25 protein-coding genes are annotated in these 23192 nt (G+C 43.6%); 3 read left to right on the top strand and 22 right to left on the bottom strand.

The genetic code is table 11. The annotated features are described in order from the left end of the window. Window positions 1-10: 10 nt before the first annotated feature. Window positions 11-466, top strand: coding sequence for a MarR family winged helix-turn-helix transcriptional regulator (locus DQM55_RS08410; protein WP_111676158.1), 456 nt, complete (start codon window positions 11-13; stop codon window positions 464-466). A 136-nt stretch (window positions 467-602) separates the two neighbouring features. Here the strand turns inward: DQM55_RS08410 and ileS are convergent, their stop codons facing one another. From ileS to typA, 13 genes are all read right to left on the bottom strand, one after another. Next, window positions 603-3395 carry an isoleucine--tRNA ligase gene (gene ileS, locus DQM55_RS08415; protein WP_111676159.1) on the bottom strand — a complete coding sequence of 931 codons (2793 nt, stop codon included), beginning with the start codon at window positions 3393-3395 and terminating at the stop codon, window positions 603-605. Window positions 3396-3679: 284 nt separating this feature from the next. Continuing rightward, on the bottom strand, window positions 3680-4474 hold the full coding sequence (locus DQM55_RS08420) for a DivIVA domain-containing protein (RefSeq protein WP_002907042.1): 795 nt from the start codon (window positions 4472-4474) through the stop codon (window positions 3680-3682). Between the two features lie 9 nt (window positions 4475-4483). Next, window positions 4484-5269 (bottom strand): YlmH family RNA-binding protein, encoded by a 786-nt coding sequence (locus DQM55_RS08425; protein ID WP_111676161.1) that lies wholly within the window; start codon window positions 5267-5269, stop codon window positions 4484-4486. Further along, window positions 5266-5541 carry a YggT family protein gene (locus tag DQM55_RS08430; RefSeq protein ID WP_002896162.1) on the bottom strand — a complete coding sequence of 92 codons (276 nt, stop codon included), beginning with the start codon at window positions 5539-5541 and terminating at the stop codon, window positions 5266-5268. Before DQM55_RS08430 ends, DQM55_RS08425 begins: the two co-directional genes overlap by 4 nt. Before the next feature lie 5 nt (window positions 5542-5546). Further along, window positions 5547-6134 carry a cell division protein SepF gene (locus DQM55_RS08435; protein WP_111676163.1) on the bottom strand — a complete coding sequence of 196 codons (588 nt, stop codon included), beginning with the start codon at window positions 6132-6134 and terminating at the stop codon, window positions 5547-5549. A 9-nt stretch (window positions 6135-6143) separates the two neighbouring features. Beyond that, on the bottom strand, window positions 6144-6815 hold the full coding sequence (locus DQM55_RS08440) for a YggS family pyridoxal phosphate-dependent enzyme (RefSeq protein WP_111676165.1): 672 nt from the start codon (window positions 6813-6815) through the stop codon (window positions 6144-6146). A gap of 8 nt (window positions 6816-6823) precedes the next feature. Next, on the bottom strand, window positions 6824-8101 hold the full coding sequence (ftsZ, locus tag DQM55_RS08445; RefSeq protein WP_032906435.1) for a cell division protein FtsZ: 1278 nt from the start codon (window positions 8099-8101) through the stop codon (window positions 6824-6826). Between the two features lie 16 nt (window positions 8102-8117). Continuing rightward, on the bottom strand, window positions 8118-9476 hold the full coding sequence (ftsA, locus tag DQM55_RS08450) for a cell division protein FtsA (protein WP_002904044.1): 1359 nt from the start codon (window positions 9474-9476) through the stop codon (window positions 8118-8120). A 121-nt stretch (window positions 9477-9597) separates the two neighbouring features. Continuing rightward, the gene (locus DQM55_RS08455) at window positions 9598-10809 is read right to left on the bottom strand and encodes a cell division protein FtsQ/DivIB (protein WP_111676167.1); all 1212 of its coding nucleotides are present in this window, start codon (window positions 10807-10809) and stop codon (window positions 9598-9600) included. Further along, a complete protein-coding gene (locus DQM55_RS08460) occupies window positions 10806-11876 on the bottom strand; it encodes a UDP-N-acetylglucosamine--N-acetylmuramyl-(pentapeptide) pyrophosphoryl-undecaprenol N-acetylglucosamine transferase (protein ID WP_049539956.1) in 1071 nt (356 codons plus the stop codon). The genes DQM55_RS08455 and DQM55_RS08460 overlap by 4 nt, the downstream gene beginning before the upstream one ends. Window position 11877: 1 nt before the next feature. Next, complete coding sequence (gene murD / locus DQM55_RS08465) at window positions 11878-13230, bottom strand: UDP-N-acetylmuramoyl-L-alanine--D-glutamate ligase (RefSeq protein WP_111676169.1); 1353 nt, start codon at window positions 13228-13230, stop codon at window positions 11878-11880. Between the two features lie 219 nt (window positions 13231-13449). Next, entirely contained in the window at window positions 13450-13719 is a 270-nt protein-coding gene (locus tag DQM55_RS08470; RefSeq protein ID WP_002898040.1) for a DUF3165 family protein, read from the bottom strand. Between the two features lie 23 nt (window positions 13720-13742). Further along, entirely contained in the window at window positions 13743-15590 is a 1848-nt protein-coding gene (gene typA / locus DQM55_RS08475; RefSeq protein ID WP_111676171.1) for a translational GTPase TypA, read from the bottom strand. Between the two features lie 180 nt (window positions 15591-15770). Between typA and DQM55_RS08480 the strand changes: the two genes are divergently transcribed. Then, window positions 15771-16496 carry a pseudouridine synthase gene (locus DQM55_RS08480; RefSeq protein ID WP_111676173.1) on the top strand — a complete coding sequence of 242 codons (726 nt, stop codon included), beginning with the start codon at window positions 15771-15773 and terminating at the stop codon, window positions 16494-16496. A 33-nt stretch (window positions 16497-16529) separates the two neighbouring features. On the opposite strand, the gene DQM55_RS08485 is transcribed toward DQM55_RS08480, so the two are convergent. The 4 genes from DQM55_RS08485 to DQM55_RS08500 form a co-directional block, all read right to left on the bottom strand. Next, complete coding sequence (locus DQM55_RS08485) at window positions 16530-16769, bottom strand: DUF4190 domain-containing protein (RefSeq protein ID WP_002896181.1); 240 nt, start codon at window positions 16767-16769, stop codon at window positions 16530-16532. An 89-nt stretch (window positions 16770-16858) separates the two neighbouring features. Beyond that, window positions 16859-17239 (bottom strand): rhodanese-like domain-containing protein, encoded by a 381-nt coding sequence (locus DQM55_RS08490; protein ID WP_002898044.1) that lies wholly within the window; start codon window positions 17237-17239, stop codon window positions 16859-16861. A 1-nt stretch (window position 17240) separates the two neighbouring features. Then, window positions 17241-17459 (bottom strand): YqgQ family protein, encoded by a 219-nt coding sequence (locus DQM55_RS08495; protein ID WP_002898045.1) that lies wholly within the window; start codon window positions 17457-17459, stop codon window positions 17241-17243. Between the two features lie 90 nt (window positions 17460-17549). After that, complete coding sequence (locus DQM55_RS08500) at window positions 17550-18065, bottom strand: Dps family protein (RefSeq protein WP_111676175.1); 516 nt, start codon at window positions 18063-18065, stop codon at window positions 17550-17552. Between the two features lie 166 nt (window positions 18066-18231). On the opposite strand from DQM55_RS08500, the gene DQM55_RS08510 reads away from it, so the two are divergent. Continuing rightward, a complete protein-coding gene (locus tag DQM55_RS08510) occupies window positions 18232-18894 on the top strand; it encodes a prepilin peptidase (RefSeq protein ID WP_111676177.1) in 663 nt (220 codons plus the stop codon). On the opposite strand, the gene trpA is transcribed toward DQM55_RS08510, so the two are convergent. The 5 genes from trpA to trpD are packed head-to-tail and all read right to left on the bottom strand — an operon-like array spanning window position 18863 to window position 23190. Next, the gene (trpA, locus tag DQM55_RS08515; RefSeq protein WP_111676179.1) at window positions 18863-19642 is read right to left on the bottom strand and encodes a tryptophan synthase subunit alpha; all 780 of its coding nucleotides are present in this window, start codon (window positions 19640-19642) and stop codon (window positions 18863-18865) included. The genes DQM55_RS08510 and trpA overlap by 32 nt on opposite strands. Then, window positions 19635-20858 (bottom strand): tryptophan synthase subunit beta, encoded by a 1224-nt coding sequence (trpB, locus tag DQM55_RS08520; RefSeq protein ID WP_111676181.1) that lies wholly within the window; start codon window positions 20856-20858, stop codon window positions 19635-19637. The genes trpA and trpB overlap by 8 nt, the downstream gene beginning before the upstream one ends. After that, complete coding sequence (locus DQM55_RS08525; RefSeq protein ID WP_111676183.1) at window positions 20848-21435, bottom strand: phosphoribosylanthranilate isomerase; 588 nt, start codon at window positions 21433-21435, stop codon at window positions 20848-20850. The genes trpB and DQM55_RS08525 overlap by 11 nt, the downstream gene beginning before the upstream one ends. Then, entirely contained in the window at window positions 21422-22189 is a 768-nt protein-coding gene (gene trpC / locus DQM55_RS08530; RefSeq protein ID WP_023915878.1) for an indole-3-glycerol phosphate synthase TrpC, read from the bottom strand. The genes DQM55_RS08525 and trpC overlap by 14 nt, the downstream gene beginning before the upstream one ends. Then, complete coding sequence (gene trpD / locus DQM55_RS08535; protein WP_111676185.1) at window positions 22186-23190, bottom strand: anthranilate phosphoribosyltransferase; 1005 nt, start codon at window positions 23188-23190, stop codon at window positions 22186-22188. Before trpD ends, trpC begins: the two co-directional genes overlap by 4 nt. Window positions 23191-23192 lie beyond the last annotated feature (2 nt).

The following is a 23192-nucleotide window of genomic DNA, read 5'->3' on the forward strand; positions in this document are numbered from 1 at the left end:
TATCTTTTTAATGTATAATAAGTGCAAATGCAACTATCAAGGAGTTCCTATGGATTACCGTCAACTTTTCCGGCAAATGGGCTATATTTCTAGACAAGCCATGATGAAAATGAATCAGAAAGCCAGTAACTACGGCCTAGACAATAATTTATTTCTACTGCTCATTCGTATCGTCGAAAATGAAGGTCTCAGCCAGTCACAACTGGCAGAACTGGTGCAGATTGACAAGACTACTCTCAGCCGTTCTATAGGAAAGCTGGAAGATAGAGGCTTGATTATCAAAAAGACCAAAGCTCAAAATAAGAAGTTCAAAGAGCTCTATCCTAGCAGTCAGGCTCTCAAACTCTATGACCAGCTGATTGGCTTTGAAAATACCTACGCCAGTCAGGCTCTGCAGCAACTGACTTCCTCTGAGCTCTTTCAGCTCCAAAACATTTTGGCTAAAATAAGCACTCCTAAGTTATAACTAGTATAACAGACAACAGTTGCAAATGCAACTGTTTGGTTTTTCTAATTTAGTTTTAATTTAACAAATTTTCAAATCAATCTATCTAAAAAATGGCTTACCATTAAAGGGCAAAGCCATTTTTCATTTTGGAAACTTACTTGCTCTCAAAACCTTCTGCAACAGCTTGAGCAAAGTTTTCTTCTAAAATTTCTGCACAGTGGTCACAGACAAGGGCTTGATAGCTGCGCTCTTTAACTGTTGTATCGATGCGACGGCAGCGATCACAGACTTGCCCCTGCGCATGCTCTACAACAAAAGCTACATCTTCAAAGACTAGAGCGCCTTCTGGAGCAGGTCCTTCAGCAATCGTTAATTGTGAAACAATAAGAAGCTGTGCCACATCGCTGTTAACTGCTTCCAGCAAGGTCTTGATGACTTCATTCGGATAGACAGTCAGATGTGCTTCCAACGATTTCCCAATAACCTTCTCATTGCGGGCTTCTTCCAAGGCTTTCTGAGCTTGACTGCGGAAGTCCATAAAGGCAGACCAAGTGTCCAAGATTTCTTCTTGATTTGGGAAAATCTGAGCTTCTGGCAATTCAGATAACTGAACAAATTCTTCCTCTTCATGTTCTAGGTAAGACCAAATCTCTTCTGCTGTGTGAGGCAGGATTGGTGTCAACAGCTTGGTAATCTTGACCAAAATATCATAGAAGACAGTCTGCATCTGACGACGTTCCAATGACTTAGCTGCTTCGATATAGACGACATCTTTGGCAAAGTCCAGATAGAAAGCGGACAAGTCAACAGTCACAAAGTTGACAATCGCTTTATAAATAGTCAGAAACTCAAAATCCGCATAAGCCTTGCGAATAGTCTCTACTAATTGATTGAAGCGGATAGTCATGTACTTATCAACGGAGCGAAGCTCTTCGTAAGCTACAGCATCCTCAACTGGATTAAAGTCAGAGGTATTAGCAATCAAGAAACGAAGTGTATTCCGAATCTTACGGTAGGTTTCAGAAACTTGACCCAAGATATCCATAGAGATGCGAACGTCGTTGCTAGAGTCAACACTGGTTACCCAGAGACGCAAGATTTCCGCACCAAATTGTTTTTCCACGTCACTTGGAGCAATTGTATTTCCAAGGGATTTAGACATCTTTTCGCCCTTACCATCTAAGGCAAATCCTTGTGACAAGATTTGTTTGTAAGGAGCTACGCCATGGTTGGCAACTGATGTGATGAGGGATGAGTTGAACCAACCACGGTATTGGTCTGAACCTTCTAGATAAAGATCAGCTGGGTAAGTTAACTCAGGACGGTTGACCACTACCCCATTCCATGATGAACCTGAGTCAAACCAAACGTCCATGATGTCTGTTTCCTTGGTAAATTCACCGTTTGGAGAACCTGGATGAGTAAAGCCAGTTGGGAGTAAGTCCTTGGCTTCACGCTTCCACCATACGATAGAGCCGTACTCCTCAAAGAGCTGAGCCACATGTTCGATAGTTTCTGCCGTCATGATTGGTGTTCCGTCTTCAGCATAGAAGATTGGCAACGGCACACCCCAAGCCCGCTGACGAGAGATAACCCAGTCACCACGATCACGAATCATGTTGTAGAGACGTACTTTCCCCCATTCAGAATGGAATTTAACCTTTTCAATTTCGTCCAAAATTTCTTGACGGAATTTAGAAACAGATGCAAACCACTGTGGTACTGCCCGCCAGATAATTGGCTTCTTAGTACGCCAGTCAAATGGGTAGGAATGAGAGATTTCTTCCTGAGCAAGGAGCAAGTCCCCAAGCTTTTCAATAACTGTTGGCGCAACTTTGTCATAGAACTGGCCTGCAAAGTCAGGACCAGCATTTTCCATCATGATACCGCGCTCATTAACAGTGACAAATACTTCCAAGCCATTAGCTACACCGACATTATAGTCGTCCTCACCAAAACCAGGCGCTGTATGGACAATACCAGTACCAGAGTCAGTCGTAACGTGGTCACCCAGGATAATAAGTTCATCTACAGCAGTATCCCATGGGTGAACTGTCACGATGTGATTTAATTCTTGACCACGGTAGGTAGCCAAAACTTGAACATCAGCCCATCCAAATTTCTCAGACAGACTATTCAACAATTCTGAAGCAACCACAAACTTACGAGATTCACCAGCTGGCTGAACGACTACGTAATCAATATCTGCTCCAACAGTCAAACCACGAGAAGCTGTAATAGTAAACGGAGTTGTTGTCCATACGACGATGTAAGTATCTGTGTCCAGTACTCCTTTTCCGTCTTTAACGCGGTTAGCATAGTAGAGAGAGGTGGAAACCAAGTCATGGTATTCAATTTCTGCTTCAGCCAAAGCTGACTCAGAAGACCAAGACCAGTAAACGGGCTTAGCACCACGGTAAATGTAGCCTTTCTTAGCCATTTCGCCAAAGACACGGATTTGAGCCGCTTCATAGTCAGGAGTCAAAGTCACATAAGGATTATCCCAGTCACCAGAAACACCCAAACGCTTGAAGTCTTCTTTTTGCTTTTCGACTTGGCTAAGCGCATAGTCCCGACACATGTTGAGGTACTCAACCAAGTCCAGTTCTTTACGCTTAACGCCTTGCTTTGCCAATACTTGCTCAATCGGAAGACCATGCGTATCCCAACCTGGAATGTAAGGTGCATAATAGCCAGCCATAGACTTCGAGCGAACAATGATATCTTTGGAAATCTTATTCATAGCATGCCCGACATGAATGTTGCCGTTAGCATAAGGAGGGCCATCATGCAGGATAAAGTGCGGCTTGCCTTCATTCAGTTCCTGACGGCGTTGGTATAGCTTAGCTTCATCCCATTCCTTCTGCCAAATTGGCTCTTTATTTGGAAGACCAGCCCGCATAGGAAAAGCAGTTTTCCCAAGATTAAGTGTTTCTTTCAGTTTCATTGTATTCCTCTTTATTTTTAAAATTACAAATTAAAAACCGCAAACTTCTCCAAAAAGGACGAAAATTCGCGGTACCACCTTTGTTTAGGCAAGACAATAGCATAATGCTCCTCTTACCCCTCTTTGTCCGTAACGTGGACTGCCGTCTCATCCTACTGATTTCAGACGAAAGTTCTGTAAAATGATAACCCAAGCAAGATGGACTGCAGATCTCTCACCATCATCTGCTCGCTTAAAGTATTTTTGCTTGGCCTGTGTTTTTACAATCTTAGCTTCTTTAAAAATTATAAAATATTTACTGGAACTTTTTGTTCCCCATTTGTATCATCATCGTGATGGTCAGCTTCTGAGTTTTCCTCAGCTGCGTGAGCTTCTATATCTTCATCGCTGAGCGGAGAAAAAGCTTGTGTCGCAGCTAATTCACGGTTAGCAGCTTCAATGCGCTCTTGCAACTCAGCCATTTCTTCTGGAGAAAATTGACGTGTAACATCCACTTCTTCCTCGCGGACAACTGCTTCTTCTCCCAGGACCTCCGATACAACCTCCTTGAAGGCCTCATCGCTGGTTTGCAGATAAGTAGCTGTCGGACGAAGGATTTCTTCCCATTCAGACGAATCCACAATGCTGAGTTGGCTCTCAATGGTTGACTTCAAACGTTGATGGAAGACACGTGTTTTGTTTTTCAGTTCTTCTGTTTCAATGGCTACTTTCTTAGCATTGTCAGCTGCCTGACGCAAAATTTCATCAGCCTTGTACTTAGCTCCATCCAACAAATGCTGCGCATCCTGCTCTGCCTGACGGACAATATTCGTAGACCGCTCGTTAGCAGCCACTTTAACGCGCTCAGCCGTATCCTGAGCAATCAAGACAGACTGGCTGAGAGAGTCTTTCATCTCATCAAAATATGTCAGACGTTCTTCCAGATTACGAATTTTTGCTTCTTTTTCGTGATTTTCACGAACCAAGTCCTCATAATCACGGACAACGATGTCCAGGAATTCATCTACCTCTTCAACATCATAGCCTCTAAACTTGGTTCCAAAGGATTTATCTTTAATTTCTAATGCTGTAAGTGTCATAGTTCCTCCTCATTTACTAGCTAATAATTCAACGGTTAACTTATGTTTTCCATTCTTGGAAAGGCCATTTTCTCTTAAAACCTTAAATCTTCCAAATCGTCTAACGCTAATTAAGTCTTCAAGCCCGACCTGCTGGCTGGGATTGTCATTAACAGCGTAGTTCATTTTCACATGCTTACCAGAAATCAGCTGAGCGGCCTGGCTCCTTGATAACTTAAAGGTACTGGCTACCAACTTGTCCAAGCGAAGACTAGATGCCAAAATTTCTCTGGTGACAGCCTGCTTCTGCTCTTTCAGCAGCTCCGCAAAGGAAACTTCCTTTAGTTTGACAGGCATCTTTGCAATTTTAGAGACATGATCAATAAAATACTGGGCCAGTCTCTTATCTACAAAGAGCTGAGCACGGTCTCCAACTACAAGAATATCGCCAAAGGTCCGTCTTTCAATCCCTAATTGATTGAGCAAGGTCCCCATAATCTGCGAATGACTGATTTTATAAAATTTGCTTGCATAGGAAATTTCCAGCAAGCTCAATTCAAAATCATCCATATTCAGTTGGTAATAAGAAGGCGCCACAAGAACTCTTGCCAGTTCACTTGGAAAAAAATCCGTACTAGCAAAGACTTGCACATCATATTGCTTGCCAATATTCTTCAGGATTAAGACCTGATGGGGATTCAGAAAAGACGTTGTTTCAAAGGCATAGGTATCTTGAACCCGCTGAAGCAGCTCCAGACTCCTATCAATAAACTCTCGATCCTCATGCGAAAAATGTTGATATAAATCTTTCATCATAATAACATTAGTAAGACGCTTATTAAATAAAAGACCACACGATTTAAAAGGTTTAAAGCCAGAATTGCAACCCAAACGGTAAAGTCCAGCCCTGCAAACTGCAAGGGAAGACGGCGGAAAAGTTTTAAATACGGTTCTACAATTCGTGTTAGAAACTCTCCGAATTTGGTTTGATAGGCTCCTGGAAACCAAGATAGAAGTGCATAGACAATCAAGGCAATGCTATAAAGATCGAAAAGATTAGAGATGGCACGAATTACAAAATATAACATATCTCTTATCTACTGCGCTTCATATCAAAGTCGAATTCGCTGATTTCAACATCGTTTGGCAGGCGGATATCTTCCACATTTACCACTACATTAATCGGAGTCAGCAAATACATAGTGCTTGCAACTTTTTTCAAATTTCCAGCCAAGACATAACGCGCACCGTCTAGGTAGTCTAAACAGCGACGAGCCTGTACCTCAGTCATATACTGGAAGTCAATCAGGATGCTTTCATTGGCCAAAAGCAGGTCAACAATTTCAGTCGCTTCCTCATATCTCCTCGGATAACGAACATCAATCGTAATCTTCTCATCCGCATTTGCACGGTGCTGAGCCAATTCCTGCTGACGTGCATGCAGTCTGGTAATATTCTCTGTCGAAGATTTCTGTTGTGGCTGTGGTTTAGGCTGTGGCTTGGCCGCAGCAACCGGACGAGGAGCTGGCTTGCTCTCTCTGACTGGCTTAGACTGAACCAACTCAGGCTTCTGTTTGGCAGGTACTGCTGGTCTACTAACCGTCTTCTCCTGAAGCTCAGTCTCATCTCCATCTTCTGTAAAATAATCTATAAATTTATCAAATCTATCTTTTAATGACATATTTCTTTCCTATTTAAAAAATGCTGTACCAATTCTGACATAGGTCGAGCCATGGGCAATTGCTTCTGGATAATCACGGCTCATTCCCATGCTTAACTCAGAAAAGGGCATATTATTTAACTGTTTCTTTTTTAGTTCTTTTTGTAGTTGCTGAGCCTTTTCAAAAATTTGATTCAGCTCCTCATGACTAGCTTCAAACGGAGCCATAGTCATCAATCCCACAATTTGAATGTTTTCTAATTTTTCAAGCTCAGGCAGGACAAGTTCTAGATCTTCAACCAAAAAGCCATGCTTGCTCTCTTCTTTAGAAATATTCACCTGCAGGAAACATTTAATCACATGTTGGGCTCGTTTGTCAATCTCCTTGGCCAATTTCACAGAATCTAAAGCATGAAAGTAATCAACATAGTTAATCACATCCTTGACTTTTCTCCTCTGCAAACTGCCGATCAGGTGCCAGGTCAGATTCTCATCTTTCAGAGCACGGTACTTTTCTAGAAATTTATCTACCCGATTTTCTCCGATATGCTGAATACCTGTACGGACAAGCTCCTGAGTTGTTTCGCAGTCAACATATTTAGTGACTGCAATGATATTTACCGAATCATTCAAACGCTGGGCTTGCTCCGCCGCCTGAGCGACGGATTGAAAGACCAACTCTTTATTATTCTGCAAATTCATGATCTAGATTAACGATTTCTGAAGAATGGAGGTGTTTCCAACTCATCATCATCTTCATTAGTTTCTGCATAGCGCTCTACGCGGGCTGAGGAACTTGGTTCTGCCTGACGAACAATTGCTTCACGGCGAAGATCCCAATCACCAAAGGCTGAACCTTTAGGTGTATCCGTTCTTTGACGGCTTGGTGCAGGAATATCAACTGTTTCGGTCATATCAAAGTTTCGTTCAAACTGTCCTGAGCGAACTTCGCGATTTGGCTCAACTTGCTGCGGACGGCTTGGGCCAGTAGGCTGCTGTGTCTGACGAATACCGCTGACCTTTTCAACCTTGTCCTGACGTACACCAGTAGCCACAACAGTCACGCGGATTTCATCCTTCATGGACTCATCAATCGCAGTACCGAGCCAGATGTTCACACCATGACCTGCTGCTTGGTTGACAATTTCTGAAGCTTCTTCAGCTTCAATCAAAGTCATATCTAAGCCACCAGTAACATTGACAATCACGTCCTCTGCACCATCAATGGTTGTTTCCAAAAGAGGTGAGTAGATAGCTTTGCGAGCAGCTTCGATAACGCGTTCTTCACCGCTACCAACACCAATTCCCATCAGAGCATTACCCTTGTCTGCCATAACTGTTTTCACGTCGGCAAAGTCAAGGTTAATCAGTCCTGGGCTGGTAATTAAGTCGGTAATCCCTTGGACACCTTGGCGAAGAACATTATCTGCTTCACTAAGAGCTTCAAGGAGCGGAGTCTTCTTATCTACAATTTCAAGCAAGTTGTTATTTGAGATAATCAAGAGTGTGTCTACATGCTCGCGAAGTTCGTTGATTCCTTCTACTGCAAATGTTCCACGCTTACTTCCTTCAAAACCGAAAGGACGTGTAACTACAGCAACAGTCAGAGCACCAACATTTTTTGCGATACGAGCAATCACTGGAGCAGCACCTGTCCCAGATCCACCACCCATACCAGCAGTGATGAAGACCATATCTGCTCCTTGCAGAGCTTCGGTCAGGACTTCTTCGCTTTCTTCAGCAGCCTTACGACCTACTTCAGGCTGACCTCCGGCACCAAGTCCGCGAGTCAGCTTAGGACCGAGCTGAATAACTGTTTCAGCTTTGGCACTGCTAAGAGCTTGAACATCTGTATTTGCTGCGATGAATTCAACACCAGCAACACCTTCATCAATCATTCGGTTGATGGCGTTACCGCCACCTCCACCGACACCAATAACTTTAATTACTGCGCCTTGTGCAGCAGCAGCGTCAAATGAAAATGTCATATTCTCTGTATTCTCCTTAATCAAACATTTTGCCAATTAGGTTGCGCATCCGATCTGTAATACCAGTTTTTGGTTCTTGATTTGGCACATCAGCACTGGCAACTGGAACTTCTTGGACCGGCTCCTCAGGAATCTCATCAGCTGGTTGAGGTTCAAAGCGTGGTACTGACTGAGCAGGACGCTCAAAGGATACAGGTCGATGGCGCAGTTGCTCATCACCATGAACAGCAACCTGAGCTAGCATATCCACATCTGTTAAGTTTCCAGCATACTCTGACAAACTGATAACATGTGCAAAGGCTGGATTGCGAATGCCGATTTGATTTGGCACATAAAGCTTGACATTCACGCCAAACACTTCCTGAGCCAGCTCAACCACTCCTGGAAGAATAGCTGCTCCACCAATAATCACAATGCCGCCTGGCAACTCGAGGAGATGCCTTCTATCCAAATCGCGTTTGATTTGCTCAAAAATATGTTGGATACGAGCAGAAATAATTTCAGCCAGATACTTTTCAGTTACTTCAACCGGCTCAATCTCTCCAATCACTTCTACTTGGAAGGACTCTGTACCAGCTTCAGGAACATAAGCAGATCCATAGTTAAACTTGAGACTTTCAGCCAACTTTTGCGAAGTCTTCAAAACCTTGGAGATGTCCTTGGTTACGTAGTCGCCGCCTTCTTGGTATATATTCGTATATTGAAGTTCTTGACCTCTAACAGAAGCCACTGTAGTTTGGCCGCCGCCCATATCAATAACAGTTGCGCCAAACTCACGTTCCCCTTCGTTCAAAATTGACTTAGTCATTGCCAATGGGGAGATAATAACGTTCTCAAGCTGAACTCCCGCGCGCTCCACTGTCTTGCGGAGGTTGTGGAGAATAGTCCGTGGTCCAGTGTAGAGAAGTCCACGCATTTCTAAGCGAATCCCCATCATACCACGTGGGTCACGAATTCCTTGGAAACCATCCACTACAAACTCTTCTGGGATGAAAGTAATCACTTCGCGGTCAGGAGTCATACTCTTAGTCAGAGCAGATCTAACAACATTCTCTACATCTGTATCTGTGATTTCCTTAGAATCACTAGTCACAGGAATCATACCCTGAGTAGGCTCAATCTGTAAGAGATTAGCCGGAAGTCCGACATTAACTAAACCAATTGAAATGCCTGCCTTTTCTTCTGCTTGAGAAATAGCTGTCTTAATGGCAGCAGCAGCAGCCTCAATATCAACAATAATTCCATCTTTAACGCCAGCGCTTTTTGCGTTGCTGACTCCAATAACATTCATTTCATCGTTGATGTGCTCTGCCACCAACACTTTAATTGAGCTAGTTCCTATATCTAATCCAGTAAAAAAGCCGTCTCTAGCCATTACACCAGTCCTCTCTATCTTCCATGTTTCCGGTCTATACTAATAACGCTAAAAATTAGAGTTATCCAAGCTTTATTATAACATAAAGAAAATGAAAATGTGCAGTTTTTCTACATATAATTTAGCGATTTTCGTTATTTACCGGGTTTTCTGTCGAATTTTGCGGCTCTGCAGGTTCTTCTTCCGGACTTTCTGTCACCTGCTCAGCCGCTTGTTCTGTTGGCCGTCCCGTCGGTTCCTCTTCTGTTTTTTGCTTTTCTTCGTCAGAAGAAGACGACTCGTTTTGAGCTCCTTCAACATAACTAAAAATCCCTGCTTCCATATCTACAACACTAGGTACACCCTCTTCCAGCTGCGATTGGATTCCCTTGTAATATGGCAGTTTTTTGGCAATATGCGAAATTGGTACCAAAATTTTATTGCCATCATGCATGGTCAGCGTAACCAAGTCCGGTGTCACCTTGCTTGGAGTCAGCTGAACTGTCTTAATATTTTTCTTAACCGAAGCCGGTACCTTTTCAATTTGAAGGGCAAATTCCTTAATCAATTTTTTATCTGAAAACTCTATCGAAATATGGGTTTCTGGCAAAGAATCTGCAGCAGTCGGGTCCGAAATAACCTGCCCATTTGTCAGAATAGGATAATACTGACCACCCTCATGCAGATAGGCCAGAACTCCGTACTCCTTGACCTTTACCTGAAAAGTAATCGGAAACTGATAAGCCATCTCCAGATTGTTAATCCAAGGACTAGATGCTTTCATATTGCGGATATGATTACCGCCATTGATAAAGGTTGTTAAAGTATAGTCCTTCTCATCAATCTTACTGCTTTTGAGCAGGTCTTCCTGACTGACCATTTGATTCCCTGAAAATTTGATTGTCTTCATGGTTGCTAGTGGCGTCAAAAAATAAACTGACAGGAGAAAAATCAAGCCACTGCCTAGCAAAACCGGCAGCGCTCGATAAATATGAATCCTCGAGATATGAACCTTGGCAGCTTCTTTTTCTGCCTTTTTCTGAAGTTTCTCCAGTTTTTTGCGCTCTTTCTCGCTCAATTCAGTCTCTAGCTCAGCTTCAGTTGAGTCTTCTTCCAAATATTCTGTTTCTTCCTCTTCATAAGATGAGTCATCTTCTTCCGTCTCTTCAGCTATTTCTCCGCCTTCGATTGAGTCTTCAGCTTCAGCTTCTTTTGCTTCCTCTTCTTCCAGCTCCTTTTGTTTGCTGGCCTCTTCCTGAGCCTTCTTTTCAAGATATTCTTTGTTGCGTTTCTGCCATTCAGAGAGGGGCTCACTTACCTCTTCCTTTGGCTCATCGTGGTTTTTCTTGCTCATTTCTTTCCTTTGTCAATATCCGCCTTCAATAAAGCATAAAATTCATCTACAGACTTGATTTCCTGAGAATTTTTCATAGCTTGATGATAAGAAGCTTGGTTAGCCAAAAGGTCATCAAGGGCTGTCTGTAAATTGCTCATATCCAGCTGTTCCTCTGCCAATTGCTTGGCATATCCCTTTTTCACAAAATAATCGGCATTTTCAATCTGATCGCCGCGGCTGGCTTCGCGTCCCAGAGGAACGATAATATGCAGCTTGGCCATGGCCAAGAGCTCAAAGATTGTATTGGAACCGCCGCGTGTCACCACTACATCTGCCAAGTCCATCAAAGGCTGGTAGAGGTTGGTTACATAGGCTCTGCGAAAGAGACGGTCAGACAGAACATCCAAACTCTCATCACCAGTCAGATTGATGATATTATAACGCTCGGTCAGCGCAGCTTGATTTTTGCTGACAAAGTCATTAAAGACCTTAGCACCAGCAGAACCACCGACAAAAAGCAGGGTGGGCAGCTCTTTATCAAAATACTGACGGATTTCTTCTAACTCCTGCGGTAGGACTGACTCTTGACTGCCGACCTTGGTTACAGCTCCGACATGCTCAATCTTGGTCAGACTGGAACTTTGCTCAAAGGTCGCATACATCTTGGTCGCACACTTATAAGCAATTTTATTGGCCAAGCCAATGGATAGATCTGATTCATGAACATAGACGGGCACTCCGGAGAGTCGTGCTGCAATCACGGGCGGAACGGATACAAAGCCTCCCTTAGAAAAGAGCGCCTGCGGCCGCACCTTGAGCATGATGCCCAGCGACTGGAAAATCCCCCAGACGACCTTAAAGCCATCCAACAGATTCTGCCAAGAAAAGTAGCGGCGAAGCTTACCCGTAGCTACCGAATGGAAGGTCACGTCCAATCCTGACTTATGGATTTCCTGATACTCAATACCATGCTTATCACCAATATAGTGGACCTGCCAGCCTTCTTTGATAAATTTCGGAATCAGGAGAAGGTTGAGAGTTACATGCCCAACCGTTCCTCCGCCTGTAAATACAATCTTTTTCATTTTAACCTTTTAATTCTTCAAATGCAGCGAGAAACTCATCGCCACGGACTTCAAAATTACTATACATATCCCAGCTGGCATTGGCAGGACTAAGCAAGACAATGTCTCCTGGCTCCGCTTGAGCAAAGGCCTTATGAGCCGCATCCCGGACATCAGTCGCATCCAGATAAGAAACACCAGCCTGATCAGCCGCCCTCTTTACACGCGCAGCTGATTGTCCTAAGATAACCATTTTCTTAAGACCTTTGAGGTCAGGCACTAACTCGTCAAATTCATTGCCACGATCCAAGCCACCTGCAATCAGAATCACCTTGCTATTGTCAAAACCAGATAGGGCTTTCTGGGTTGCCAAGATATTGGTAGACTTGCTGTCATTGTAAAAGGCAACCTCATTGACCTGCCCCACATACTGGAGGCGGTGCTTAACACCACCAAAAGCAGACAAGACTTCTTTGATCGTCTGATTGTCAATGCCACGCAGCTTGGCCACAGCAATCGTAGCCAGAGCATTTTCGACATTATGACTGCCAGGAACGCCGATTTCAGCCGCCTGCATAATCGCTTCTCCACGGAAGGTCAAGACATCACCCTCTAAATAGGCACCATCCACCTTTTCAGTCGTTGAAAAAGGCACAACAGCTGCCTGAGTTTGGCTAGCCATTTCCTTGGCCCAGTCCTGATTGAAATTCAAAACCAGATAATCATCAGCTGTCATGTTTTTCTGGATATTCCACTTGGCTGCTGCATATTCCTCAACAGATCCGTGATAATCCAAATGAGTCGGCATGAGGTTGGTAATAACAGCTATTTGTGGATGAAAAGCCTCAATCCCCATCAATTGGAAAGAAGACAATTCCATGACCAGCGTATCTTTGCTGCTGGCTGTTTGGGCTACCTGACTAGCAGGAAAGCCAATATTACCAGACAACAAACCGTTTTGACCGCCAGCCGTCAAGACTTGCGCAATCATGGTTGTGGTCGTCGTCTTACCATTTGAACCCGTAATACCAATAATCGGTGCTTCTGAAATTAGATAAGCCAACTCTACTTCAGTGATAACAGGAATCTTCTTTTCAAGAGCTCGAACGACCATGGCATTGTCATAAGGAATACCCGGATTTTTCACCATCAATTCAAAGTCTTCGTCCAATAACTCCAAAGGATGGCCTCCTGTCACCACTTTTATACCTTCTTCTAGCAAGGATTGAGCAGCAGGATTTTCCTCGAAAGGTTTACCGTCGTTAACTGTCACGATAGCTCCTAATTTATCTAAAAGGCGAGCAGCTGACTCACCCGACTTGGCCAATCCTAGGACCAAGACCTTCTTATTGGCAAAATTTGCTATATTTTTCATAAGCAACCTCTTCCATTCATACTTCATTCTATTTTACCTTTTTTTTTGAAAATAAAAAAGACATAGGAGTCTTTTATTTTCGACTGTAAGCAAGTTTTGAAAAAAATGATATGTTTTCATCTATTTGAAATATTTTGTAACATAAACCTATTGTTTTTGTAAAGAAAAAGAGCAAAAACTCAAAAAGTCTGTCCGACTTTCTAAGTTTTTGCTCATTTATTATTCTTCATCAAAATTCTTTTTTGATTTCTTTGGCGGCTTTAGACGGTTAATGTCCCGCAAAGCCAAGACGGTCACTACGGATAGGCCGAAACCTACAAAATATTCAGCTGGCAACTGGAAAATTTTAAAAATGCCTAAGCCAAATAAGATAATTAAGGCTACAATCAGTAGCACCATAGTCACTGCATTAACAGTCCCTTTAATACTGGATGGAACAGCAAAAATGTAGAAAAAGAGGATTAAAATCCCAATGATAAGATAAACCATCTTGCTGCTCCTTTCCCTTTTGCTTATTCAGCTGCAGCTGATTTTTTCTTTTTATTGGCTTTTTCGCGTTCTTGTTTGTTCAAAATTTGCTTACGCAGACGAATAGATTCTGGCGTTACTTCCATGTACTCATCGTCGTTCAAGAATTCCAAAGATTCCTCCAAGGTCAAGATACGAGGTGTCTTGATAACTGCTGTCTGGTCCTTGGTTGCAGAACGAACGTTAGTCATCTGTTTAGCTTTGGTGATATTAACAGTCAAGTCATTTTCACGAGAGTTTTCACCGATGATCATTCCTTCGTAAACCTCAGTACCTGGGTTGACAAAAATAGTTCCGCGCTCTTCGATAGACATGATAGAGTAGGTCGTTGCCTTACCAGCATCGATGGAAACAAGCGCACCACGGTGACGTCCACCAATTTCACCTGGAATCAATGGCAAGTATTGGTCGAAGGTATGGTTCATGATACCGTAACCACGAGTCATGGATAAGAACTCAGTTGAGTAACCAATCAAACCACGCGCTGGAACGAGGAAGACCAAACGAGTTTGACCATTACCAGTTGAAATCATATCCAACATTTCGCCCTTACGTTCAGAAAGGCTTTGGATAACAGATCCTTGGTATTCTTCTGGAGTATCAATTTGGACACGCTCAAATGGCTCGCACTTAACGCCATCGATTTCTTTCACGATAACTTCTGGACGAGATACTTGCAGCTCATATCCCTCACGACGCATGGTTTCGATTAGGATTGACAAGTGTAATTCGCCACGACCTGAAACTGTCCACTTGTCTGGTGAATCTGTTGGGTCAACACGAAGGGATACGTCTGTTTGCAGTTCGGCCTGCAAGCGTTCTTCAACCTTACGAGAAGTTACCCATTTCCCTTCGCGGCCAGCAAATGGTGAGTTGTTTACCAAGAAGGTCATTTGAAGCGTTGGCTCATCGATGTGAAGGATTGGAAGAGGCTCAATGGCATCTGTCGGTGTAATCGTCTCACCGACAAAGATATCTTCCATGCCTGATACCGCAATCAAGTCACCCGCTTTGGCTTCTTGGATTTCACGACGTTCCAAGCCAAAGAAACCAAAGAGTTTTGTGACACGGAAGTTCTTCGTTGTACCGTCTAGTTTAGACAGAGTAACTTGGTCCCCAACCTTAACAGTCCCTCGGAAGACACGTCCGATACCGATACGGCCAACGAAGTCATTGTAGTCCAAGAGTGAGACTTGAAACTGCAAAGGCTCATCTGAGTTGTCCACTGGCGCTGGGATATGGTCGATGATAGTATCAAAGATTGGTGCCATTGTTTTTTCTTGATCAGCTGGATCATCAGAAAGTGAAGATGTTCCGTTGATAGCTGAAGCATAAACAACTGGGAAATCAAGCTGGTCATCATCTGCACCAAGCTCAATGAAGAGTTCCAATACTTCGTCCACTACTTCTGCTGGACGAGCTGATGGTTTGTCAATTTTGTTGACAACAACGATTGGGACAAGATTCTGTTCAAGGGCTTTTTTCAATACGAAACGAGTTTGTGGCATGGTTCCTTCGTAGGCATCTACCACCAAAACAACACCGTCAACCATTTTCATGATACGCTCAACTTCTCCACCAAAGTCCGCGTGTCCTGGTGTATCCATGATGTTGATACGAGTCCCGTTGTAAGCAACGGCTGTATTTTTAGCAAGGATCGTAATACCGCGCTCTTTTTCGATATCGTTTGAGTCCATAGCACGCTCTGCCAACTCTGTACGAGCATCAAGAGTTTCAGACTGCTTCAATAATTCGTCAACGAGGGTTGTTTTCCCATGGTCAACGTGGGCGATAATCGCAATGTTACGGATATCTTCTCTTAATTTTGTCATGATTTCCTCTGAATTTTTAAATTTTATTTCTAACTGAACAATTATACCACAGACGCAGGCAAAAAACACGGCTTTGATAAGTGTAAATGTTTTCATTAAAAAATATGGGAGCTGCATGAGTATTTGCATTTCCCATCCTGAAAATTTATGATATGATTTAGAAAAAAACAAGGAAAACAGATGCGCCTCGACCAACTGCTGGCTGCCAATCATATCAGCCGAAAAAAGATGAAACAAAACCTTTTACAAAGACAGATTTTAGTGGATGGTAAACCCGCCTGCAAACTCAGCCAAAATGTTGATACCGGCTTACAGCAGATTACTTTTCAAGGAAAGCAGGTCAGCTGCCCTGCCCACCGTTACTACATGCTGAATAAACCCGCAGGTGCAGTCACTGCCAATCGCGACGCTGAAAAATTGACCGTTCTGGATTTGCTGGATAAGGAGATAGAGAAAGAAAATCTTTACTCTATTGGACGGCTGGATAGAGATACTGAGGGGCTTCTTCTGATTACCGATAATGGCCCTCTGGGATTTCAGCTGCTGCACCCTCAATACCACGTTGAAAAAACTTACTATGTAGAAGTCAATGGACCTTTAACTCCTAACGACAGTTCTTCCTTTCAAGAGGGCATTCGTTTTTTAGACGGTACCATCTGTCAGCCCGCCCAGCTCTCTATCCTCTCCAGCAGCTCCAGTCTGAGCCGTGCTACCGTCAAGATTTCTGAGGGGAAATTCCACCAGATTAAAAAGATGTTTCTGGCAGTTGGTGTCAAGGTCATTTATCTCAAGCGGATTCAATTCGGAGATTTTACATTAGACCCAGATCTAGCAAAAGGCGATTACCGTGCTTTGAACCAAGAAGAATTAGAGATCATTAAAGAATATTTAGAGAAAAGTCGGTAAAACAAAAAAGCTTTAAATAATAAAGCTTTTTTGTTAGTAGCCTGCTCCATTCATAAGTACCATAACATTTAGAATCCAAACAATTACGGAAATTACAATCCCTACGATACCCAGAATTTTTTCTGTTTTATAGTCTAATTTAGACTCTTTTTGGTGTGAATTAGCCAACACCAAACCGATAATACCCAAAATAAGACCTACCAATGGAATGAAAAAACCAAAGATGATAGATAGGATACCTAAAACAAGTGAAGATTTTTTCTTTTCTTGCATGTTCTAAAAACTCCTTAAAATTAATATTAATTTATTATAACATAAGAAACTGGCTTTGTATATATAATGCGACAAATTTTTGATTTATGTTAACTAGCCTTCACCTTGCCATTCCAAGAATCCAACCCATAAGAAAGAATATAGATTTCTTTAAATCCTTGTTTTTTCAGATACAGAGCCGCATTGGTTACGCGCTGACCACGACTATTTTCATAGAGGAGAACAGCCTTGTCCTTGCGAAGTGCACCGACACTTTCCTTGAGCTGCTGAGATGGAATATTGCGAGCGCCTAAGATATGCTTCCGGTGAAAATCAGATGGATCCCGCAGATCAACCAACTGCCCTTGGCGAATCAAGTCTTCAAATTCTCCGTTATCCACGATTTTTGCCGCCTGACGAAGGCGTAGATAATTAAAGCCCATCCAGCCAATTATTCCCAAAAGTACCGCCCACAAAATCCAAATTGTCATCTCAAGTCTCCTTTTTCTTTTCTAAATATTCTAACTCTAAGCGATGTTCTCGGCGCAAGACTGCCTCTGCCTCAAAATAAGCTAGCTTATCCATTAGACCAGCATCATAAATTCTCTTCAGCTCGATTTTCATCATCTCAATATCGTAAAGGCGCTTGCCCATATAGATAATGATTCCGAAACTTTTAAGAAATTGCTGAACATCATACAGGGTTTTCATGAGCTATATTTTATCAGATTTTCCAGCGCTTTTCAAGATGAAAAAACAGAAAGGAAAGCCTGTTCCCTTTCTGCTTCGCATGGATCATTTTTATAAACCTGGTGCTTGACCAATTTCAGCTGTCAGCATCCAGATAGTCTTTTCAAGGTCTGCCTTGGCACCGACAAAGATATCATTGGTTACATCGTCCCCTTCTTCGTCTGTTACATCCAAAGCTTCTTGGTAAAGCCCTGTCAGATAACGGAAAATCTCAATCACACGCGCCAGGCTTTCTTCTACATCCTTGCTGAATTCACCAGCTTTTTCTTCAATATTGCTGTGTTGGATAAACTCGGTCAACGTAGAATAAGGCTTGCCTCCTAGTGTAATCAAGCGCTCGCTGACTTCATCCAAAGTTGTATCCAAAGTTTCCATGTATTCATCCATTTTTGGATGCCAAACCATGAAGCCTGCGCCACGCATATACCAGTGAACTTGGTGAAGAGCGATATGAGCTGTATAAAGATCTGCCACAACTTGATTAAGAATAGCCTTAGTCTTTGGCAAAGCCTTTTGATTGCTGAAAGTTGCTACGTCAGTTGCGGCACCATTTTTTACTTGTGTCATTGTATTTACCTCGTTTTTATTTATAATGATTCTAATCTTTTTAGATTATGGTTTAATTATAATGCTTCTAAATAAGAAAGTCAAGACAAAAGATTCAAAAAAAGACTTTATTAGAAAAGTTGCAAAATTTCAGAATTTTTCTGTTTAAAATTACGAATAAATAAGTATGATTCATCTATACTTTTTTCTTATTGGCACTGTCTTTGCCTCATTCCTAGGCTTGGTCATCGACCGCTTCCCAGAGCGGTCTATCATCACTCCCGCTAGCCATTGCAATGCCTGCGGGAAAAGATTGGCACCGCGTGATTTGATTCCTATTTTTTCTCAAGTCATGAACCGTCTTCGTTGCCGCTTCTGTGGAGACAAGATTCCCTTACGCTATTTATTTTTTGAATGTCTCTTGGGCGGTCTTTCTCTAGCAACTTCGCTTGGCACGATTTCCATCAGTCAACTCCTACTATTCACCATGGGCTTGACCCTGGCCATCTACGATCAAAGAGAGCAGCAATATCCCCTGATGGTCTGGCTGATTTTTCAGCTTTTGCTGCTGATGACAGCAGGCGTCAACCTTCTCATGCTCTTCTTTTTAGCCTTAGGACTTCTAGCCTTCTTTTATAATCTTCGTATTGGAGCTGGTGACTTTCTCTTTCTGGCGTCTTGCTCAGCCATTTTCAGCCTGACGGAGACTCTCATCCTGATCCAAATCGCTAGTTTCTCTGGCCTCGCCTGTTTCTGCTTTAAAAAGAAAAAAGACAGGCTGGCATTTGTACCCTGTCTTTTGTTTGGTGTTGTAGTTCTTATTTCTTATAAGCTGCTGCTGCTTGAATAAAGCCTGCTATACTGGCGTCCTTTTCATGAAGAGCTTTGACAATCTTAGATCCGACAATGACTCCATCTGAGACTTGATTGAAGCGATCAACATCCTCTAAAGTTGAAACGCCAAAACCTGTCAGCACTGGAATCTCAGCAATATCATGGAGCTTGCTCAAATGCTGGTCCAAATCATTGCGGTAGCTTCCGCTCTTACCTGTCACACCGTTGATGGCTACAGCATAGATAAAACCTTCAGCTTCCTTGATCAGCTCCTGCTGACGTTCTAGTCCAGTCGTCAGGCTCACTAAAGGAATAAGAGCAAGATCTGAATCTTCCAGTAAAGGCAAGATGAAATTTCTGTGCTCGTAGGGCAAATCCGGAATGATCAATCCTTTAACCGGCGTCGTAGCCAAGTCCTTGACGAAATCTTTGAGACCGTACTGGAAAATAGGATTGAAGTAGGTCATGATAATGAGAGGAAGCTGAGTGTCCAAATTCTGCAAGCTTGCGATTAAAGACTTAGCCGAAGTATGGTGACCCAGGCTTCTCAGACCGGCTTCTTCAATAACTGGCCCATCTGCAACAGGGTCTGAAAAAGGCAGACCGATTTCAATAGCTGACACACCCAAGTTTTCCAAAAATGAGATGGTTTCTGGTAATCCTGCCAAACCTTTCTCGTGATCACCAGCCATGATATATGGAAGGAAAATTCCCTTGCCTTCTCTTTTGATGGTTTCTAAATGCTGAGTGAGTGTTTTAGTCATGGGCACCTCCTTTTTGAGCCGCTTCACTTTCCAAGCGTTCCTTTACCTGAACGACATCCTTGTCACCACGACCGGATAGGCAGACGATCATTGATTTATCTGGTCCCAACTCCTTAGCCAACTTAACTGCGTAAGCAATAGCGTGACTAGACTCTAGAGCAGGAATAATCCCTTCAATACGAGACAGAAGTTGGAAGGCTTCCAAGGCTTCTTCATCTGTGACTGGGACATAAGTCGCGCGCTGAATAGCATTAAAATGAGAATGTTCGGGACCGATGCCCGGATAGTCCAGCCCAGCAGAGATAGAGAAAGCTTCCAGAATCTGCCCTTGCTCATCCTGCAAGACATCCATCAAGGCACCGTGTAAAACACCCGGCCGGCCCTTGGTTAAGGTCGCAGCATGTTCATCTGTATCGATGCCTCGCCCAGCTGCTTCTGTTCCATACATAGCCACTGAGCTATCGTCTACAAAGGGATAAAAGAGTCCAATAGCATTAGAACCACCGCCAACACAGGCGACTAAAGCATCTGGTAATGCCCCTGCATTTTGCTCAGCAAACTGGCGCTTGGCCTCACGCCCAATCACACTCTGATAGTCACGGACAATCTCTGGGAAAGGATGGGGTCCTAAAGCTGAGCCCATAATATAGTGAGTATCATCAACCTGAGCCACCCAAGCTCGCAAGGCGGCATTGACTGCATCCTTGAGGACTCGAGAGCCATCGGTCACAGACTCTACCTTGGCTCCCAGAAGTTCCATCCGAAAGACATTGAGGGCTTGGCGCTTGACATCTTCTTCGCCCATGTAGATAGTACAGTCCATGTTGAAAAGGGCTGCAGCAGTGGCTGTAGCTACTCCATGCTGACCCGCACCAGTCTCCGCAATGATTTTCTTCTTGCCCATTCGCTTGGCTAATAGAACCTGACCTAGGGCATTATTGATTTTATGTGCCCCGGTATGGTTGAGGTCTTCCCGCTTCAGATAAATCTTAGCACCGCCAGCATAGGCTGTCAGATTTTTAGCAAAATAGAGAGGATTTTCTCGCCCTACATACTGCTTCAGCAACTCGTCCAGCTCAGCCTGAAAGGCTGGGTCTTTTTTACTCTCACGGTAGGCTTTATCCAGCTCCAAAACTGCTGTCATCAGCGTTTCAGGAACAAAGCGCCCACCAAACTCACCGTAAAATCCTTCTTGATTGGGTTGATTATATGCCATGTTTCACTCTTTCTATAAATTCTTTTATTTTCTCTAAGTCCTTCTGGCCGTCAGTTTCGACCCCGCTTGAGACATCAACTGCGTAAGGGGCAAAGTGCTGAATCGCTTCTCGGACATTTCCTGCATTCAAACCACCGGCAATAAAGAAGGGCTGGTGGATTTGATTCTTGTCAAAAGATTGCCAATCAAAGGTCTGACCACTACCAGCAAGAGGTGCATCAAAGAGCAGGTAGTCCGCTTGTTGGCTGACATCTTTTAACGCTCCCTTGACCTGATAAGCTCGAATAACCGGCCGGCCAATCTCAGTCAGAAGATCTTCATTAAAATCGCCATGAATCTGCACCAAATCGAGATTTGCCACTGAAATAGCTTCCTGTAGCTCTGCCAAGCTCGGAGAGACGAAAACTCCTACCTTTCGGACAGCAGGCGGCACCAAGACAGCTAGCTTCTGAGCTTGCTCCAAACTGACCCTCCGACGGCTCTCAGCAAAGACAAAGCCAATGTAATCTGCACCAGCCTGGCATGCTGTTTCCACAGCGCTAGCCGTTGATAAGCCGCAAATCTTAACCTTTGTCAATTTTCAGCTCCTTAATTTTTTCTGCCACATCCTCTGCCTGCATCAGGGCTGTTCCGACTAGAACCGCATGGAAATAAGGAGCTACTAGCTCAGCATCTTCCTTGCTGAAAATCGCTGACTCTGATACGTAAACCCTGTCATCTTTGAAATGGGCAGATAGCTGAAGACTTGTATTGATATCTGTCTCAAAAGTGACTAGATTGCGGTTATTGACACCGATAATCCGAGCTCCTATTCTATGGGCAGTTTCCAGCTCCGCCAGATTATGAGTTTCGACCAGAACTTCCAGGCCTAAACCTGCCGCAAAATCATAAAGTTCTTGCAGCCGCTTTTCAGACAAGGCAGCCACAATCAGAAGAATAACTGTCGCTCCGGCATTGCGGGCACGAACAATCTGCTTTTCATCAATAATAAAGTCCTTATTGAGGGTCGGAATGGTCACTTGACTGGAAATCTCTCTCAGGTAATCCAGATGTCCTTTGAAGAAAATCTCATCTGTCAAAACCGAAATCATAGCTGCACCGCATCGTTCATAGGTGCGAGCCTGCTCAACAATATCCACACCGAGATTAATATCTCCCAGACTTGGACTGGCTTTTTTGACCTCAGCAATTAACTGCAGCTCTTGAGGATGGTTTTTAAGATATTCATAGAGGGAATAGGTCGAGCGCAGAGGTTGCAGCTCTTCATAGGACATAGCAGCCACTTCCTGCTCTTTTTGCTTTAGAATGGTCGGGAGAAATTCTTTGCTCATTTTTGATACTCCTGTAGTTGCTTGAGTTTTTCAGAGGCTGCGCCGCTGGCGATCACTTGGCGGGCCAAAGCTATTCCTGCTTCTATATTGTCTGATTTTCCATTAGCGTAGAAACCCATTCCCGCATTCAGAACTGTCGTTTCTAGATAGGGGCTGGCTTGATTTTGCAGGACAGATAGCAGAATTTCTGCATTTTCCTTGGCATTGCCTCCACGAATCGCTTCAAGAGGTATCTCTTTCATGCCAATATCTGACGGCAGAAAGCTGTGCAGGCTGATTTGCCCATCTGCCAGCAGAGCATACTGGGTACGACCATGAAGACCCGCCTCGTCAAGACCATCCGGCCCCGACACGACTACTGCACGTTTGCGGCCCATATTTTTCAAGACCTCTGCTGTGCTCTCTAGCATATCCGGCCGGCTGGTTCCCAAAAGCTGAGTTTCTAGACTCATGGGATGGATGAGCGGACCGGTTAGATTCATGATAGTGGGAATGCCGAGACTAAGGCGGGCTGGCATGATATATTTCATTGCTGGGTGCATATTCTTTGCAAAGAGAAAGACGATACCTGTCTGCTCAAAAACCTTGCCCAAGCTAGCAGCATCCAAGTCTAGATTGATACCCAGAGCTTCTAAGACATCAGCTGAGCCTGACTTAGAAGAAATGGAGCGATTGCCGTGCTTAGCCATCTTAATCCCGCCACCTGCCAGTACAAAAGCTGCCGTAGTCGAAATATTGAAGCTGAAAGACTTGTCTCCGCCGGTACCGCAATTGTCCATGGCAGTGCGAATAGTGGTCGGAATCTGCTTAGCATGGCCTCGCATTACCTGAGCTAAAGCAGTTCGTTCCTCAATCGTCTCCCCCTTCATCTTAAGCCCCAGCAAGAAAGCTACAATTTGAGACTCTGTCACCCGTCCAGTGACAATACGCTCAATCACATCTGTCATCTCAGCGCTGCTTAAATCCTTAAAATCAGCTAGTTTTGCAATTATCTCTTTCATAC

Origin of the sequence: Streptococcus sanguinis, from assembly GCF_900475275.1 — a bacterium.
GTDB classification, from domain to species: domain Bacteria; phylum Bacillota; class Bacilli; order Lactobacillales; family Streptococcaceae; genus Streptococcus; species Streptococcus sanguinis_N.